The organism is Rhodococcus sp. T2V (genome assembly GCF_029269925.1).
In the GTDB taxonomy this organism is placed as follows: domain Bacteria; phylum Actinomycetota; class Actinomycetes; order Mycobacteriales; family Mycobacteriaceae; genus Rhodococcus_F; species Rhodococcus_F koreensis.
Window position 1 is genome coordinate 147,589 of sequence record NZ_JARJBD010000009.1, and the last position, 17,368, is coordinate 164,956.

Sequence of the window (17,368 nt, forward strand, 5' to 3'; positions counted from 1 at the left end):
ACTGCAACCGAACCCGGGGTGTGTGGGATTACTCTCCGGTCGAGACGGCCCGGACGTGACCGGACCGCCTCGTCCGGAGAGGATCCCGCTACGCTCGCCGGCGCCGAGAACTGAAGTGGGCGAATGCCTTCGCCATGATCGGGGTGGTGACGAGCATGATGACCAGCCGCAGCACCTGCGCGGCCGCGACGAACGTGACGTTGGAGGAGGTGGAGGCCGACACGGCCAGCACCGCCGCCAGACCGCCGGGGGTGGTGGCGAGATAGGCCTCGAGGAGGCTCGCGCCGGTGAGGTGGGCGAGAAGGATGCCCAGGCCCGCGCACGCCGCCCCGACCAGGAAGGTGAGCAGCGCGGCGTACGGCAGGATCCGTCCGATCGCCCGTAAGCTCGCCCGATCGAATGCGAGCCCGGCCTGCCAGCCGATGAGGATCAACGCGGCCGTCATCAGCATCGGCGGGACCGAGACCGCGTCGCTCCAGCCGCCGAGTTCGAATCCGGCGCTCACCGCCAGCGGCCCCAACGTCGCGGGTGCGGGCAGTCGCAGAAGGGACGCCGCAGCGGTGCCGCCCACGATGAACAGTGCCAGGAACGGCAGTGCCACATACCATTCGGCGCCGCCGCCGTCGGTGGCCGTCGCCGTTCCGGTACCGGTATCCGCGCGGAAACCGAACGTGACGATCATCGGCATCGACACCACGACGAGCGCCACCCTCAGATATTGCACCACCGCGACGATGCGGTCGTCGCCGCCGAGTTCGCGGGCCATCGCGACGAGTCCGGTGGCGCCGCCGGCCGTCATGGCCAGGGATCCGGTCACCGCGTCCACGTCACGATGGAGCGCGAGGAGGGCGCCGGCCGCCACGCTGATCACCAGGGTCGCGGCCGCGATCGAGACCACCGGCACCCACAGCGAGCCGAGGGCCGCGATCGTCTCCCGGTGCACCATCAGCCCGACCGCACTGGCCAGCACGCCCTGGGCAAGCTTGCCCAGCGGGCGGGGCACTCGGGACGGACCCCGGCCGGTGACGGCCAGGGCCGCCGCGACTATCAGGGCCGCGAAAAGGCCGGCCGCCGTGAGTCCGATGCTCTCGCCGAGGGCCCAGCCGCCGGCCGAGAGTGCGATCAGTGCGGCCCATCGGAGTCCGTGACGACGCAGTCGGGATGCGCGCGTCGGCACGGTCCGTTCGGGGGTGTGCACGTCGTTCACGATCGGGCGCCTTTGTCGGGATTTCGTTCTTCGATAGTGTGCATTAATGTATACCTTAGCCGATACCGCTGCGAACGTTAGAATGTATCCATGGCGGGCGAGAGCAAGAGTGAACAGGTATACGGGCAGCTCAGGGCGGACATCCTGAACGGGGTGCTGTCGCCGGGGCAATCGCTGAGTGCTCTCGACGTCGGCTCGCGGTACGCGGCGTCCCGCACCCCCGTCCGTCAGGCCTTCCTTCGACTCGAGGCGGAGGGGCTGGTCACGCTCATCGACCGGCAGGGCGCACGGGTCGCTCCCATCTCGATCAAGAGCGTCCGCGACCTCTTCGAATTACGCATCCTGCTCGAGGCGGCCGCGGCGCGTATGGTCGCCGAGACCGTCGCCCGGGACTCCGCGGCCCGGCAGCGGTTCGAAGAGGTAGCGGAAGCACTCGAGGCGATCTCCCGGGAGAAGCCGTCCGATGACCGGCGCGATCGCTACTACGAGCTCACGGAAACCTACGACCAGGCGGTCATCGCGCACACCCGGAACGCTCAGCTGGCCCGCTCGATCGCCGAACTCCGGCCGCACACCGAGCGGCTGCGCAACATCGCCCACTCCCGCCCCGACCGCCTGGACGTCTCGCTGGCCGAGCATCTGTCGATGTGCCGGGCGATCCTCTCCGGCGACGGGGCGGCCGCTGCCGCAGCCTGCGCCGAGCACCTGACGCAGACGCAGCAGACCATTCTCGCGGCGGTGGTCGATCCGCAGGGAACCGGTGTCTCCATCGACCTGGTCACCGCGTAGCCGGCGCGGTCAGAGCGCGAGGATGGCGGGGACGCTGAGGACCGCCACGTAGTACCCCATGAACAGGACGCCGGCGTGGATCTTGAACGCCCGCGACAGCAGACCGCCGACGAGTCCGACGGTGAGGGTGACGGCGAGTCCGAGGATGCCGCCCTCCCACACGCTGATGACGACGACCAGTCCGGTGAACGTGGCGATGATCGCCTCGTGGCTGACGTACCGGACGACCAGGGTGGCGGCGCGGTGGGCGAAGTTCATCGCGAACGGGTACGCGATGATCGCGGCGATCACGACCGCACCGAGACCGTAGAGCAGGAACTCCCAGTTGGTCAGTGCCGTGGACAGGTTGCGGATCTGCCCGGTGCCGTCGTCGGTGGTGAAGACCGGTGGCGCGTTGAACAGGGGAGCGGCCGGTCCTGCCGCGACCGGGCTGAGCGGCAGCCCGAACGCGATGAGCGGAATGAGCGCTTCGGCGATGTACGTCGATTCGGTGGTCCCGTTGCGGGCAGCGATCACCGAGGTCAACCGGTGGTAACCCTGCTTGACCCGGGATCCGACGACCTCGCCCATGAGCACGGTCATCGCGACCGGGCTGAAGACGAACGTGGCGCTGGAGACGGTCGCCGTCGCGGCGACCTGTGCCGTCTGCTTGCGGTCGAGCATCCGGAACGGGTTCGGGAAATACCCCGTCCATCCCTTGATCTCCGGGGCGAGCCACACCGTCGCCGGTTCCTTGCGGGCCATGTCCTTTCGTCCCGACGCACCGAGTACGAGGAACAGATCCGCGATGAGGGGACCGACCGCGATGCCGAGGAAGTAGCTGATGTTGAGGGAGACGTCGTAGCTCTTCGTCAGCGACTTGAGCGCGAGGACGAGGACGACGAACGGCACGAGCGCGGCCACCCCGGACCATTTGCCCGGCGACGTGTAGGCGATCGCGACGGCGGCGACGAGGAACAACCACGGCGCCACCGACTGGACGGTGTCCGCCACCGGGGCGAGCAGGGTGGCGAACAGCACCGCCACGGGGACGGCGATGAACGCGGAGATGATCGCACCCGAGATCGCCTTGCGCAGGGCGATGTGCGGCACACCGAGGCTGCGCAGCAGCCGCGCCTCACGCATCAGCGGCACGGCCATCGTGTCGCCGGGGATGCCGAGCAGCGTGGTGGGCACCGCGTGGGTCATGTGCTTGGCGACGGCGCCGGCGAGGAAGAACGTGAACACCGCCGCGGGCGGGGCGCCGAGCAGGATGACCAGCAGTGTCAGCGGGGCGATGGTGGCCGTCTCGTCGGTCCCGGACACGAGCCCGATCAGGGAGAACACGATGGCGCCGATGACGCCGAGCGCGATCGCGACGAGGACGTCGTTGGTGAACAGCACGCTCATGATCGTCCGCCCGTCCCGTGTGTCTCCGCCTCGGCGAACCGGTCGTAGAGGTCGAGATCCTTCAATTCCTGGACCGTCTGGGCAGGCAGGTCGCTGACCGACCCCAGCCCCTGACGTTCCTCCTGCAGCACCCGGATCACGTCGCCGACCTTGTCGCCCTCGGACGAGTCGACGGCGATGTTCCGCTTGGGGCGGAACAGCTTCCCGCTGACGACGCCCGCGACCAGGCATGCGGCGATGCCGACCAGAAGCGCATACGCGTCTGCCAGAGACGAATCCGTGACGAAGGAGTGGAAGAACGCGGTGGCGCCGAGGAGCGCGCAGACGCTCACGACGATACCGATGACGACGGAGACGGCGAGATCTCGCCCGGCTACCGTGTCGCCCCACACCTCGAGGTAACGAGGCCGAGACGTCTGATCGTCGGTGGGCGGGGGCGCCTGCGAGGCGGGCTGGCTTTCGATGGACATCGTCTGTACTTCCGTGTGAGAGGTGGCGTGCGCTAGGAGAGTGCGGCGGTCAGGGCCGTCGCCACCCGAGACGGGCTGGGACGGCCGATGTGCCCGGACATCCAGCGGGAGGTGTCGGTCAGGGTATCGAGGTCGATGCCTGTGCTGATGCCGAGGCCGTGCAGCATCCACACCAGGTCCTCGGTGGCGAGATTCCCGGTGGCGCCCTTCGCGTAGGGGCATCTGCCGAGGCCTCCTGCCGCGGTGTCGAATTCGGTGACTCCCGCGATCAGTGCGGCGTGCACGTTGGACAGCGCCTGACCGTACGTGTCGTGGAAGTGTCCGGCGATCGAATCGACCGGCACACCGGCGGCCACGACGGCGTCGAGCACGGCGCGGACGTGGCCGGGGGTGGCGACGCCGATGGTGTCACCGAGCGAGATCGACGAGCATCCCATGCCCGCCAGTTCCGCGGCGATGTCGGCGACACGGCCGGGATCGACCCGCCCCTCCCACGGATCACCGAAGCACATCGAGATGTAGCCACGGGTGCCGATTCCTTCGGCGCGCGCACCCGCGACCACCGGCCGGGCGTTGTCGAGCGCGCCGGCGACGGAGGTGTTCAGGTTCTTCCGGGCGAACGTCTCGGTGGCGCTGACGAAAACGGCGATCTCCCGGGCGCCCGCGGCAAGTGCCCGACCCAGCCCCCGCTCGTTGGGGACCAGCAGGACCTGGCGGACGTCGTCGGGAAGGTCGAGTTCGGCCATGAGCGACTCGGCGTCGGCGAGCTGCGGAATCCATTTCGGAGAAACAAAACTCGTCACCTCCAGGGATCGGACCCCGGCGGACACGAGCCGTCGGCAGAACTCTGCCTTGACCGCGGTGGGGGCGAGCGCCGACTCCGCCTGGAGCCCGTCACGCGGTCCGACCTCGTAGACGCGGACCGCAGAGGGTAGCGACGGGTCGGCGAACGCGTGGGGCGCCGGACGCCACACGGGTTCGAGATCTGCGGGGGTGGTCACGTCAGTGTCCGGAACGAAGGTCGGCGAGCACTTTTTCCGCGTGCTCGACCCGGATTCGCTGATCGTCGATGAGCCGCGTGACCACGAGTTCGAGTTCGTCGCCGGTGGCGCCGGCCGAGGCGGCGATGGTGCGGGCGTGCAGACTCATGTGGCCGCGCTGGATGCCCTCGGCGGCCAGCGCCCGGCAGGCGCCCAGGTTCTGCGCGAGCCCGACCGCGACGATCACGTCCGCCAACTCCGACGCGGTGGAGACGCCGAGCATCTTCACCGCCGCCTGCGCGACGGGGTGCACCTTGGTGGCGCCACCCACCAGTCCGACGGCCATCGGCACCTCGAGGGTGCCGGAGAGGTGGCCGTCCGCGGTCTTCTCGAAGTGCGAGAGCGCCGTGTATCGGCCGTCCGTGGCGACCGCATGCGAGTGGCAACCGGCCTCGACCGCGCGGGTGTCGTTGCCGGTGGCCAGGACGGCGGCGGTGATGCCGTTCATGATGCCCTTGTTGTGGGTCGCGGCGCGATAGGGGTCGGATTCGGCGAGCGCGGAGGCGTGCACGATGTCGTCGACCACCTCTTCGCCGCCGAGCAGGTCCTTGTCGAACACGGCCCGGGCCCGGGTGATGCGGAGGTCCGCCTTGTTCGTCAGGATCCGCAGCAACGAACGCCCGCCGGAGATTTCGGCGAGCCGGGGAGCGATCGCCTCGGCCATGGTGTTGACGGCATTGGCGCCCATGGCATCTCGCACGTCGACTTGGATGTGGACCACCACGTGCACGCCGGTGCGCGTCGGGACGAGTCGCACGGTGAGGTCGCGGGCGCCGCCGCCGAATCGGACCAGCATCGGATCCTGGGCATTGGCCAGTTCCATGATCTCCGTGCGTGCCTCGAGCACCCGCAGCCGGGACGCCTCGGGGTCGGGGCAGTCGAGGATCTGGATCTGGGCCTGCATCACCGGATCGGTGCTGGAGGTGTGGAAGCCCCCGTGCACCCGCGCCATTCGGGCGGCGTTGCTGGCGGCGGCCACCACGGACGGCTCCTCGGTAGCCATCGGGACGAGGTAGTCGCGCCCGTTGACGGTGAAATTGGTGGCGACACCCACCGGGATCGCCATGACCCCGACGACGTTCTCGATCATGTGATCGGCTTGATCGATGCCGAGACCCTGCCCGGGATCGAAGACGGCGACGTCGAGTTCGGACAGGCCGGTCCTCTCGGCGATCACTGTGCGGCGCTGCTGCGCGCTGAAATCCTTGAGACCGGGGATGCGGCTGTTGACGGGCACTGTGTTCCTCCACGTACTCACGGGCGGGGGCGTGTGGCGAGCCCCGACGGCAACCCTGTTCTGTGCTTCGGTTCACACGGTAGGGGCATTCCGCCGACCTCGACATGTATCGATCGCACATGTATTTCCTTCGGTAATGTGTGACTGTCACTGCCCCCGGAGTTCGTCGAGGCGGACCGCAGCCGAGATTCGGAACAGGTATTCGTCGGCGCGCCACTCGGGCCCCAGCAGCATCTCCAGTCGGTGGAGGCGCTGCAGAATCGTGTTGGTGTGGTAGTTGAGGGCCCGCGCCGTCTTCGTCGGGCTTGCCTCGTTGCGGACGAATGCACGCAACGTGGCGAGGAGGTCCGTTCCCTTGCCGTCGTCGTAGGCGCGCACCGGCCCGATCGTCTCGTCGATGAACGCGTTCAACGTCCGCGCATCGGTGTCGAACAGCAGCGCGTAGGGCAGATACGCGTCGGTGCTGACCGCGGCGTCGGTGGTGCCGAGCGCGGCGAGTAGTCGGGAGGTGCGCAGCCCGGACTCGAATCGTGCGGGGAGCGCGTCCGGCGAACCCGCCCGAGGCGTCGTGATCGCCAGCACCGGACCGTGCAACGTTTCGCGCAGGTGGCTGCGCAGGTCCGAGGTGAACTCGGGCGGGGCGGTAGCGGTGAGAACGGCGACGACGACGCCTGCGTGTTCCCCGACGAGGCCGTGGCGGCCGACGAATGCGGTCGCGTCACGGGCCGCGGTGGCGCGGTCCTCGGCCGGGACCGCGATCAGCACCACGGTCTCGAGGTCTGCGAGGGCGACGTGCTGGGCACGCACTCGACGTTCCAGATCGCGGCGCCGCTCCGGTGCCGGGTCGAGCAGGTCCGCGACCAACTCGACGCGGGCCCGCAGGTCTGCGTCGGCCATCGCGTTCTGCTGCAGCACCAGCAGTGCGCCGACCTGCGCGGCGCGTTCGATGGTGCGCTCGTCGACCGGTCCGAGTTCGAGGTCCCCGGACCCGACCAGTACCGCGCCGAAATACAACTCACCCGCGATGACAGCGGCCGCGATCGGCGTCCCGGGGTCGTCGACGCGAACGCAGTGGCCGGTGGTGCGGCTCGACGCAATGGCATCCCGCACCACCTGCGACAGCTGAATGGACAGTGGGTCGGCAGACGTCGGGTGGGAGGCGACGGCGTGCAGATCTCGGTCGACGATCGTGACCGTGCGGCCGAGTGCGGTGGAGAGGGTGCCGGCCACCTGCTCGAATCCGCCTCCGACCAGCACTGCCTCGATGAGTTCCTGGTGCACGACCGTGGACCGGTCGCGGACCTGCAGATACTCGGTCAGCCGGTCGAGTGCAGTGCGTGCCTCGTCCTCGGACCTGCGCACCTGCTCGAGGGTGCTGGCGGTCTGCAGCACCACCGACGCGTGATCGGCGAGCGCGGACAGCACGGCGATCTCGTCCGGCGTGAAGGCGTACTCCTGGCGGGTGGCGGCGAACAGCACGCCGAGCACTTGACCGTCCGACAACATCGGTACCCCGAGAATCGACACGATCCCTTCCGCAGCGACCGCGTCGTCGATGAGTTCCTCGTGCGGCCCCTCCGCGTAGTCCTGATAACGCAGAACCCATTGTGCGGCACGAGAATCGGCGATCTGGCTGGCCAGGCCCATTCCTGGGGGAACGCGGAGGTGCTGGAACTGCGGTGTCACCGAGCCGGCGGTCTTGCGGACGTTCAGCTCCCGGGTCGCCGGATCGAACTCGGACAGGTAGGTGACGTCGGTGCCCATCATCTCGTGGGCGCGGCTCACCAGCCGTCCGAGGAGGGCGTCGATGTCACGGAGTTCGGCGAGTTCGCGGGCACTCGAGAACAACACCCCGAGTTCGCGTTCCCGTCGCCGCAAACGGGTCAGCTCGGCCTGGTGCCTGCGCACCTTCTCCGCGAACGCCGCCCTCCCGGCCGGACCGGCAGCAATCCGGTCGAGCGCCTCACGGACCGCGGCCGAGTCCACGGTCAGTTCGCCGACCATCGTGTCGGCGAGTATCCCCAGCGCGTCGCCGCTCTCCCGTGAATCCATGCCCACACTCTGCCCTGACCGGCGGAGAAGTCCCTACTGATCGAGATCAGCGCCCCGCCCGAATCCCGGCACGACGGGCAGATGCCGCGGACGGAAAATCGAGGGTGGTCCGGCTGCTCCGGTGAGCGGCGCTAGTCGATCATGAACCAGCCCCTCACCTGTGCCTCGTGGTCTACGTAGTGTTGCCCGGAGACGTCGACGACAACCTTGTCGATGGTGCCGCCGGTGAACGGGAACGGTGCGGTGTAGTCGGCGGTGACCGGGGAGGCGCTGTCGCGTCCGACGCAGATTCCGTCTCCGACGAGGCAGAACACTCCGGGCTGGGTGACGATGTCGCTGCTGGCGACCTGCTGGTCGTCGAGGTAGAGGTCGAGGGTGCCGGTGAATCCGGGCATGGCCGGGTCCTCGTTCTTGCCTTTCACGGTGAATTCGGCGGTGCACACGTGCCCGCCGGGGGTGAGGTCGCGGTCGGCGGCCACGTCTTCGATTCGGGTGCCGAGCCAGTTGAACGTGTAGTGGAGTCGGTGGTCTTTGACGTACATGCTGTGCCCGCCGGCCACGCCGCCGTGGGCGAAGAGGACGCCCTCGGCGTCGGAAGTGTCCACGTGGACTCCGGCCGCGATGGTGTACGAGCGGCCGGTGATCGGGGCACCGGCGCTTTCGGGGACGTCCGCGCAGTTCGGGTAGTAGACGTAGCGGTCGCGGGGTTTGCCGGGGTGGGGGCGGTCGGCGAGGACCTGTTCGAGGGCGTTGCGGTCGTCGAGCGGGAGGCCGTTGAAGATGCCGGCGTAGTAGAACCAGAGTTCCTTCATCTCCGCGAGGCGTTGCGGTTCGGTGTCGGCGAGGTTGTGGAGTTGGGCTCGGTCCTCTTCGAGGTGGTAGAGCTCCCAGACGTCGTGCCCGAAGTTGCCCCACCCGGAGATCGGCGGGTGCAGCGAACACGCGAGCCATCCCTCGTGGTACAGGGAACGTTGCCCGAGCATGGCGTAGAACTGGGTCTGTTTCCCCGGCGTCTCGGGGTCGGTCAACGTCGCAGCGAAGCTCTCGCCCTCGATCGGGCTCTGGGTGTAGCCCTTGAGCACCGCGGGCGGTTCGATGTCGAGGAGCTCGTAGATGGTGGGCACGACGTCGACCGCGTGAATGTACTGGTGCAGCGGTTCGGTGCGGGGTTGCAGCCTGGCCGGCCAGGACACCATGCACATGTCGGCGATGCCGCCCTCGTATCCGGCCCACCTCTTCCAGTACGGGAACGGGGTGTCGAACGCCCAGGCCCATCCGGTGTTGTAGTGGTTGTACGAGGCCGGGCCGCCGAGTTCGTCGAGGTGCGGCAGTGTCACCTCGGTGGTGTCGGCGACGCCGTTGAAGAACCGCCATTCGTTGAAGGAACCGTTCGGTCCGCCCTCGCCGCTGGCGCCGTTGTCGGAGATCACGATGAGCAGGGTGTTGTCGAGTTGCCCTGATTCGGTGAGGAAGTCGATCACCCGGCCGAGCTGATCGTCCGCATAGGAGATGAATCCGGCGAATACCTCGGCCATCCGGATGAACAGGCGCTGCTCGTCGGCGGTGAGCGAGTCCCACGGGCGGACGGTGTCGAGGATCGGCCAGAGCTGACCGTCCGGGCCGGTGGTGTTCGGCTCCCCGTGCGGATTGATCGGCGACAGCTCGGTACCCCTCGGCAACAGGCCCAGTTCCTTCTGCCGGGCCAGGATTTCGCCGCGGATGGCCTCGTAGCCCTGGTCGAACGTGCCCTTGTATCTGTCGGCCCATTCCGGGGGGACGTGGTGTGGGGCATGCCCGGCCTGCGGGGCCAGGTACATGAAGAACGGTTTGTCGGGGTCGACGGCTTTGGCGTCGCGGATGAACTCGATCGCCTTGTCGGACAGGTCCTTCGACAGGTGATAGCCGTCCTCGGGGGTTCCGGGGGCCTCGATCGGGTGGTTGTCGTAGACGAGGTCCGGGTACCAGCTGTTCGACTCGCCGCCGAGGAAGCCGTAGAAGCGCTCGAACCCGCGACCGAGCGGCCACCGGCTCTTGACCGCCGACAGGTTGCATTCCTCGCTCGGGGTCAGGTGCCACTTGCCGACGCAGTAGGTGTTCCAGCCGCGTTCGGCCAGTACCTCGGAGATGAATCCGTTCTCGAAGGGGATGTGCGTCGAGATGCCGGGGAACCCGGAGCTGAGTTCGGCGACCGTCGCCATTCCGTTGGAGGTGGCGTTGCGGCCGGTCAGCAGCGAGGCGCGGGTGGGCGAACACAGCGCCGTGGTGTGGAAGTTCGAGTACCGCACACCCGAGTCGGCGATGCGCCGCATGGTGGGGGTCTCGATGGGACCGCCGAAGACGTCCATGCTGCCGTAGCCGACGTCGTCCCACGCGATGATCAGCACGTTCGGGGCGCCCTCGGGGGCCGCCTGCGGCAGGTACGGTGACCAGTCCGCAACCGAATCTCGAATATCGACGGCGATCTTGCCCTTACGGTTCGTGGCCATGGCGTCGCTCCTCCGGTCGACGGCCCGCTGCGCACTTCTCGGCATGCGGGAACCCCACATTTTCATCGTTGTCGGTGCGGTGGCGGGGCGTCTACCCCCGGCACGCGCAAGCCTCGCGGGGTTTGTTCATCCGCGGTGCAGGAGCGCCGCGCGCGGCCGCGACGGGGTCCGTTGCCTGCTGGTTCCCACACCCGATTTCGGCGATGATTGATCCCATGGCCGATCCGCGCGGCGGGGCCCGGTACCGCCAGCTTCGGACGCCGCGTTCCGCGGCGATCGCGGGCATCGTCTTCGGTGTGCTCTTCGCCACCTGCGTTGTCCTGCTGGTCACGGCGATGCCGGCCACCGCGAGTGCGCCCTGGGTGCGCGGTGGATCGCAGATCACCATTGCCCTGTTCCTCGCCCCGTTCGCGGGCATCGCGTTCCTGTGGTTCGTCGGGGTCCTTCGTGACCGGTTCGGGGACCTCGAGGACCGCTTCTTCTCGACTGTGTTCCTGGGCAGTGGGTTGCTGTTTCTCGCCACGACGTTCGTGTCGATGGCGCTCGCGGGCGCACTGCTCGCCGTCTCCCGGAACGCGAATGTCCCGGAGAACGACATCGTGTACTTCGGGCGGGAGGTGATGTTGCACGTCACCAACGTCTACGCCGTGCGGATGGCCGCCGTGTTCATGATCTCCCTGGCCACGATGTGGTGGCGGACCCGGCTGATGCCCGGGCTGTTGGTGATCGCCACGTACCTGCTCGCGGTGGTGCTGCTGGTGGTCGTCAGCTTCAGCCTCTGGGTGGCGCTGGTCTTCCCGGCGTGGGTGCTGGCAGTCAGCGTGTACATCCTCGCCACCGATCACCGACAATCGGTCCGGCCGCGGGAGGGAGGACCATGAGCACAGCGCCCGCCGGTGATGCCTACCGTCGTCGTCGCATCCTGTACGCCGAACTCACCATGGTGCTGTACATCCTCGTCGGGCTGGGCCTGGGGCTGACCGTTCCGAGGATCCGGCGCGGACCCGAACTGCCGGCTCAGCAGGTGATCGGCGTCCTGACCACCATCGGACTCGGTGTGCTCGGCCTGGTCGCCGTCATCTACTCACTGGGGATCCTGGTCGTGCGGTGGGTGGCCTCGAACTACAGCCCGCGCCTGACCCAATTCCGTGACACCCCGATTCTGCGGCAGACCTTCGCGTTCGCCCTCGGCGTGGCCGTCTTCTGCATCTCCGCGGCCTTCGCCACCGGCCCCCGCGCCCGGGTCTCGATGGCCGTCCTGATCATGGCCATCGTCTTGCTGGCCATGATGGCCGTGCTACTGCGGACCCTCCAGGTGACAGCGGCAACCTCCATCCAACTCTCGCCCGTCCTGAACTCCATCGCTGCCCGCGGCCGCGACATCCTCGACGCCGCAAGCCCCACAACCGCGAGCACCGTCGTGCCATCCGCAGCCCCGCTGCCCGAGCCTCGCACCACGGTCACCTGGCCGACATCACCTGCCGTGCTGCAAAGAATTCTGGTCGACCGCCTCGTCGGCGCCGCCCAGACCGCGAACGCCGTCATCGTCCTGCGCGCGGCCCCAGGCACCACCCTGCAGTGCGGCACCCCGGTCGCCGACATCCACGGGGAACTGGCACCGTCGATCGTCCTCGGCGGGCTGGTCGTCGGCAGCGAGCGGACATTCGAACAAGACCCGCTGTTGGCCTTCAGACTCCTGACCGACATCGCGCTACGCGCGCTGCGGCCCAACGACCCGGCGACGGCGGTCCAGGCCCTCGACTACCTCGAGGACCTGCTTGCCCGGGCCGCCGCGGCACCGATCGAATCCCGGCGCGTCACCGACCGCAACAATGCTCTGCGCCTGGTGATCGCACGACCGGGCTGGGACGACTTCGTCCGGACCACCCTCGACGACCTCATCCCCGCGGCGGCGACCACACCCAGTGTCCTCATCCGCATCCAGACACTGCTCGAACGCGTGCGGAACCGGGCCCACCCGGACCATCGCGACGTCCTCACCCAGCGGCTGACCCGGGTGAACGAACACCTCGCCGCACTCCTTCCCCCTCCCGCGTGAACGGGCCGACGATCCCGCGCCCGGCGCGATGCTTCTCGTCGTGGCGCCCGGACCGTTCGGGGAGGTAGCCCGGTCTAGTACTTCGGTCCGTGTCGGATACCCTGGGTGTGCCTCGTGCCCGGCGAGCGAAAGGGTCCGCACATGCGAAGCGACGACGATTCCCGGAGCGCCGGTTCCGTTCAGATGCCACGGCAGGCCGTCACGATGCAGGACATCGCCGATCGAGTGGGTGTGTCGAAGGCATTGGTCTCCATGGTGTTTCGGCGCGTCGCCGGACCGAGTGCCGAGACGCGGAAACGCGTCCTCGAGGTCGCGGACGAGCTCGGCTACCGGCCGAACCGGACCGCCGCACTGATGTCGCTTCGACGCACCCACCTCGTCGGCGTGATGGCCGACATCCGCAACAGCTTCCACGCCGAGATGGTCGAGTACCTCGTCGCCGCCGCCGACGAGAACGGGTACGAGGTGGTGCTGGGTGCGCTCACTCCCACCCACGCCGAACAGAAGGTGGTCGACACGCTGCTCGATTTCCGCTGCGAGGCGCTGATCCTGCTCGGCACCGAACTCGACACCGACGTCCTCGACGCGCTGGGGGAGCGGCTGCCGGTGGTCGTGGTCGGTCGACGCGTCGGTGACAGCTCGGTGGACGTCGTGCGCACTGCGGACGGCAAGGGCATCGGCACCGTCGTCGACCATCTCGTGGAACTGGGTCATCGGCAGATCACGCACCTCAGTGGCGGTGCGGGCACGATTGCGGCCGACCGGAGATCGGGCTACAGCCGCGCCATGCGCCGCCACGGCCTCGACGTCGACGTCGTCGAGGGCGATTTCACCGACAACGCCGGGACGGTCGCGGCGCACACTCTGCTCGAGCGGTCCCAGCTGCCCACCGCGGTGATCGCGGCGAACGACCGCAGTGCCATCGGGCTGATCAGCGAACTGCGGAGCCGGGGCGTGAGAATCCCCGAGGACGTCTCCGTCGCCGGATACGACGACAGCTTCCTGGCTCAGCTCGCGCACATCGATCTGACGTCGGTCAATCAGCAACCGCGGGAGCAGGCCGCCACAGCGGTCGACGCGGTCATCGAGCGGCTGGACCGCGGCAGGACCGAATCGATCGCGACCGTTCTCCGGCCCCGGCTCGTCACGCGCCGGACCACCGGACCGGCGCCCGCGCCGCTGGAAGGATCCCGGTCCGACGTGTCCTGATCGGGAACGTGCACTGACGCAATAATTTTCATAATCCCACCCGCCGAGGCTGCAGGCCGCCCGGCGGGTGTTTCTGTCTGCTCCGACGCGTAGGTGCATGTCACTCGGCACCGGGCTTGACACCGTGGCGTGATTCAGCTCATAGTAGTCGTACTAGACCGGTCAAATAGACCGAACTAGTTGAACAGGACTCTCGCCGGTTTCTTCACCCTCTCGAAAGGCTTCACTCATGACCTCCAACTCGATCGGTGTCGCCGTCATCGGCGGCGGCATGGCCGGACGAGCGCACGCCGCCGGATATCGCATGGCGTCGACCCTGTTCGGGACCGACCGGCCGGACGTGCGTCTCGTCGCGATCGCCGACACCAACGAGGCCGTCGCCGACGACACCGCGAAGCGGTACGGCTACGAGCGGGCCGAGTACAGCTGGCAGGCGATCGCCGAATCCCCGGACATCGACGCGGTGAGCGTCGTCGTCGCCAACCAGCTGCACCGGGAGATCGTCGAAGGACTCCTCGCCGCCGGGAAGCACGTGCTCTGCGAGAAGCCGCTGGCCGGGTCGATTGCGGACGCCGAGTCGATGGTCGCCGCGGCGGCGGACGCCGACACGATCGCCACCGTCGGATACACCTACCGCCGCTCACCGGCGATCCAGGCGATCCGGGACGAACTCGCGACCGGGCGTCTCGGCGAGATCATCCACTTCAACGGGCACTACTGGTGCGACTACGGCCTCGACCCGGCGTCGCCGATCACCTGGCGGCACCGCGGCGGTCCCGGCACCGGCGCGCTCGCGGACGTCGGCAGCCACCTGCTCGACATGGCCGAGTTCGTGTGCGGTCCCATCGTCGAGATCAGCGGCGCGACCTTCACCACGGTGATCACCGAGCGTCCCGTGCCTGCCGGAGTCACCTACGGCCACACCAAGGCCGAGACCACCGGGGAGATGGCGCCCGTCGAGAACGAGGACCTCGCGACGTTCACCGCGCGCTTCCAGAACGGCGCGGTCGGCACGTTCTCCGCTTCCCGTGTCGCGCACCAGCTTCCGGACGGGCTCGGATTCGAGTTGTTCGGGACGTCCGGCTCCGCCGCCTTCGATCTGGCTCGCGCCGCGGAATTCTCGGTGTCCAGCGAGGGCATCGACCCCACCGTCAACGGTCAGCGACGGGTGATCGTCGGGCCGCAGCACCCGTACATCCAGGGTGGCCTGCCGATGGACGCGGGCGGTGTCGGACACGGCAAGGCCGAGTTCTTCGCCTACCAGGCCCGCGCCTTCCTCGACCAGATCGCCGGCATCGACAACCTGGGACCGCTGCCGACGTTCGCCCACGCCCTGCGCGGCATGCAGATCGTCACCGCCGTCGCCGAGTCCGCCCGCTCCCACGGGGCAGCGGTCAAGATCGGCTGACCCGGCCCCCTCGCCCGACCCACACTCTTCTCACCACCAAGGACCACTCATGAAGCTCGGTGTCTACACCGCCATCCTGCACGACCGCAGCCTGCGCGAGGCCCTGGAGACCATCGCGTCCCTCGGACTCGACGGCGCGGAGATCAACGCGGGCGGATTCCTGCCCACCCCGCACCTGCCCGTCAAGGAACTCCTCTCGGGCGAGGTGTCGCCGCAGGAGTACCTGAAGGTGTTCGACGAGACCGGCGTCGCCATCGCCGGCCTGAACTGCAACGGCAACCCCCTGCACGCCGACCCCGAGGTCGGCGTCGAGGACGCCGAGGACCTGCGCAACGCCATCCGCGTCGCCGGCCTGCTCGGTGTCGACCGGGTGGTCACCATGTCCGGGCTGCCCGCCGCGCATGCGGGCGGCCAGTGGCCGGCATGGCACGTGAACACCTGGGACAGCGGCTATCTCGACTCCCTCGACTACCAGTGGGATCAGGTCGCCGTGCCGTTCTGGAAGGAGATCGACGCGCTCGCCCGTGAGAACGGGGTCAAGGTCGCGATCGAGATGCACCCGCAGAACCTGGTGTTCAACCCGCCGACGCTGAAGCGTCTGGTCGAGAAGACCGGTGCGACGAACGTCGGTGCCGAGATGGACCCGTCGCACCTGTTCTGGCAGGGCATCGACCCGGTCGCGGCCGTCGACTGGCTCGGTGACCTCGTCTTCCATGCGGCGGCGAAGGACACCCGGATCAACGAGAACTGCAAGATCTACGGCGTCCTCGACGACCGGTTCACCCGGATTCCCGCCGACCAGAACCCCACCGGGCTCGGCGGCAAGCACGTGGTCAACAAGTGGCCCGAGGACTCGGCATGGGACTTCGTCGCCGTCGGCCGCGGACACGATGTCGACTTCTGGTCGCGGTTCCTCGCGGCGCTGCAGCGCGTCGACCCCGACATGGCCGTCAACATCGAGCACGAGGATGTCGAACTCGGACAGCTCGAAGGGTTGCAGGTCGCTGCCCGCACGTTGAAGGACGCCGCGTCCGCCGTTGCATCACGCTAGGACCGCCGACTCCCCGCCCGCGTCCGCGCGGGTGGGGAGTTTGTCCGCTGCGCGGCCAGCCGGTCGAGGACCAACCGCAGCGGCGGCCAGGTGGACCTGCCGCGGCGGGTCACGGCGTACGCCGTCAGCACCACCTTCGGGTTGCCGAGCGGCAGGACGGTGACCTCTTCGCGGGTGGGACGGTCGGCGGGCAGCAGGCCCACGCCGTAGCCGGCGGTGATGAGGTCCTCGACGAGGTCGAGGCTGTCGATCTGGTGGGCGATCCGCGGGGTGAACCCCGCGAGCGAGGCCAGCGTGCGGACGGCGTCCTCGTCGGCGGTGTTGCGGGAATTCACGATCCACGGCGAACCGGCATACGCCGCGACGTCGGCGGGTTCGACTGCGGCGTCGGCGGGTTCGACCGCGTCGGCTGTGGGGACGCCGAGTCCCCAGGCCGTCGACCACAGCGGGACGGCCTCGAGCGCCGCGCCGGGCGACGCGGGCGCCAGGTTGTAGTCGTAGGTCAGGGCGAGATCGAGTTCGTCGTCGGCGAGCAGTGCGAACGCCTCGACCGGCTCGTATTCGCTGATCACCACGTCCACCTGCGCGTGGGTGTGCGCCAGTTCGGCGACGACGGGGAGCAGCGACACCCGGATGCCCGTCGCGAAACCCCCGACGCGCAGGGTGCCGACCGGTTCGGCGTGGGGGTCGAGGTCGAGCCGGGCGGCGTCGACGGCCGCCAGAATGGTGACGGCGTGATCGGCGAGCCGGCGACCGGCCGGCGTGAGCCGCACCCGGCGGCCGATCGGTTCGACGAGCTGCGCACCCGTCTCCTTCGCCAGCGCGGCGATCTGCTGGGAGACGGTCGAGGTGGTCAGCCGGTGTGTCTCGGCGACCTCACGCATCGAGCCGAGGCGGGAGAGCTCGAGCAGGAGATGCAGGCGTCGCGTGTCCACCCTCGGATTGTTCGTGATATCCGAACGGTTTGTCCA

Annotated in this window: 14 protein-coding genes; 6 read left to right on the top strand and 8 right to left on the bottom strand. The window is 68.6% G+C overall.

Features of this window, described 5'->3' with window-relative positions:
- Positions 1–88: 88 nt before the first annotated feature.
- On the bottom strand, positions 89–1,207 hold the full coding sequence (locus tag P3H15_RS10985; protein WP_276137255.1) for an AbrB family transcriptional regulator: 1,119 nt from the start codon (positions 1,205–1,207) through the stop codon (positions 89–91).
- Positions 1,208–1,297: 90 nt separating this feature from the next.
- Here P3H15_RS10985 and P3H15_RS10990 point away from each other — a divergent pair, with 90 nt between their 5' ends.
- Positions 1,298–1,996: a GntR family transcriptional regulator gene (locus tag P3H15_RS10990; protein ID WP_276137256.1), complete on the top strand. Its 699-nt coding sequence runs from the start codon at positions 1,298–1,300 to the stop codon at positions 1,994–1,996.
- Positions 1,997–2,005: 9 nt separating this feature from the next.
- Here the strand turns inward: P3H15_RS10990 and P3H15_RS10995 are convergent, their stop codons facing one another.
- From P3H15_RS10995 to P3H15_RS11020, 6 genes are all read right to left on the bottom strand, one after another.
- Positions 2,006–3,385 (bottom strand): tripartite tricarboxylate transporter permease, encoded by a 1,380-nt coding sequence (locus P3H15_RS10995; RefSeq protein WP_276137257.1) that lies wholly within the window; start codon positions 3,383–3,385, stop codon positions 2,006–2,008.
- Complete coding sequence (locus tag P3H15_RS11000) at positions 3,382–3,855, bottom strand: hypothetical protein (protein WP_276137258.1); 474 nt, start codon at positions 3,853–3,855, stop codon at positions 3,382–3,384. The genes P3H15_RS10995 and P3H15_RS11000 overlap by 4 nt, the downstream gene beginning before the upstream one ends.
- 32 nt (positions 3,856–3,887) lie before the next feature.
- On the bottom strand, positions 3,888–4,856 hold the full coding sequence (locus tag P3H15_RS11005) for a hydroxymethylglutaryl-CoA lyase (protein WP_276137259.1): 969 nt from the start codon (positions 4,854–4,856) through the stop codon (positions 3,888–3,890).
- Position 4,857: 1 nt separating this feature from the next.
- Positions 4,858–6,132: a hydroxymethylglutaryl-CoA reductase, degradative gene (locus P3H15_RS11010; protein ID WP_276137260.1), complete on the bottom strand. Its 1,275-nt coding sequence runs from the start codon at positions 6,130–6,132 to the stop codon at positions 4,858–4,860.
- A 147-nt stretch (positions 6,133–6,279) separates the two neighbouring features.
- Positions 6,280–8,184, bottom strand: coding sequence for a GAF domain-containing protein (locus tag P3H15_RS11015; protein ID WP_276137261.1), 1,905 nt, complete (start codon positions 8,182–8,184; stop codon positions 6,280–6,282).
- Between the two features lie 131 nt (positions 8,185–8,315).
- Positions 8,316–10,670: an arylsulfatase gene (locus P3H15_RS11020; protein WP_276137262.1), complete on the bottom strand. Its 2,355-nt coding sequence runs from the start codon at positions 10,668–10,670 to the stop codon at positions 8,316–8,318.
- Positions 10,671–10,885: 215 nt separating this feature from the next.
- On the opposite strand from P3H15_RS11020, the gene P3H15_RS11025 reads away from it, so the two are divergent.
- From P3H15_RS11025 to P3H15_RS11045, 5 genes are all read left to right on the top strand, one after another.
- Complete coding sequence (locus tag P3H15_RS11025; protein WP_276137263.1) at positions 10,886–11,551, top strand: hypothetical protein; 666 nt, start codon at positions 10,886–10,888, stop codon at positions 11,549–11,551.
- Positions 11,548–12,729: a DUF2254 family protein gene (locus P3H15_RS11030; protein ID WP_276137264.1), complete on the top strand. Its 1,182-nt coding sequence runs from the start codon at positions 11,548–11,550 to the stop codon at positions 12,727–12,729. Before P3H15_RS11025 ends, P3H15_RS11030 begins: the two co-directional genes overlap by 4 nt.
- Before the next feature lie 141 nt (positions 12,730–12,870).
- The gene (locus P3H15_RS11035) at positions 12,871–13,938 is read left to right on the top strand and encodes a LacI family DNA-binding transcriptional regulator (RefSeq protein WP_276137265.1); all 1,068 of its coding nucleotides are present in this window, start codon (positions 12,871–12,873) and stop codon (positions 13,936–13,938) included.
- Positions 13,939–14,167: 229 nt separating this feature from the next.
- On the top strand, positions 14,168–15,346 hold the full coding sequence (locus P3H15_RS11040) for a Gfo/Idh/MocA family protein (protein WP_219457066.1): 1,179 nt from the start codon (positions 14,168–14,170) through the stop codon (positions 15,344–15,346).
- A 49-nt stretch (positions 15,347–15,395) separates the two neighbouring features.
- The gene (locus tag P3H15_RS11045; protein WP_276137266.1) at positions 15,396–16,397 is read left to right on the top strand and encodes a sugar phosphate isomerase/epimerase; all 1,002 of its coding nucleotides are present in this window, start codon (positions 15,396–15,398) and stop codon (positions 16,395–16,397) included.
- Here the strand turns inward: P3H15_RS11045 and P3H15_RS11050 are convergent.
- On the bottom strand, positions 16,394–17,332 hold the full coding sequence (locus tag P3H15_RS11050; RefSeq protein ID WP_276137267.1) for a LysR family transcriptional regulator: 939 nt from the start codon (positions 17,330–17,332) through the stop codon (positions 16,394–16,396). The two genes, P3H15_RS11045 and P3H15_RS11050, sit on opposite strands and share 4 nt — an antisense overlap.
- Positions 17,333–17,368: the final 36 nt, after the last annotated feature.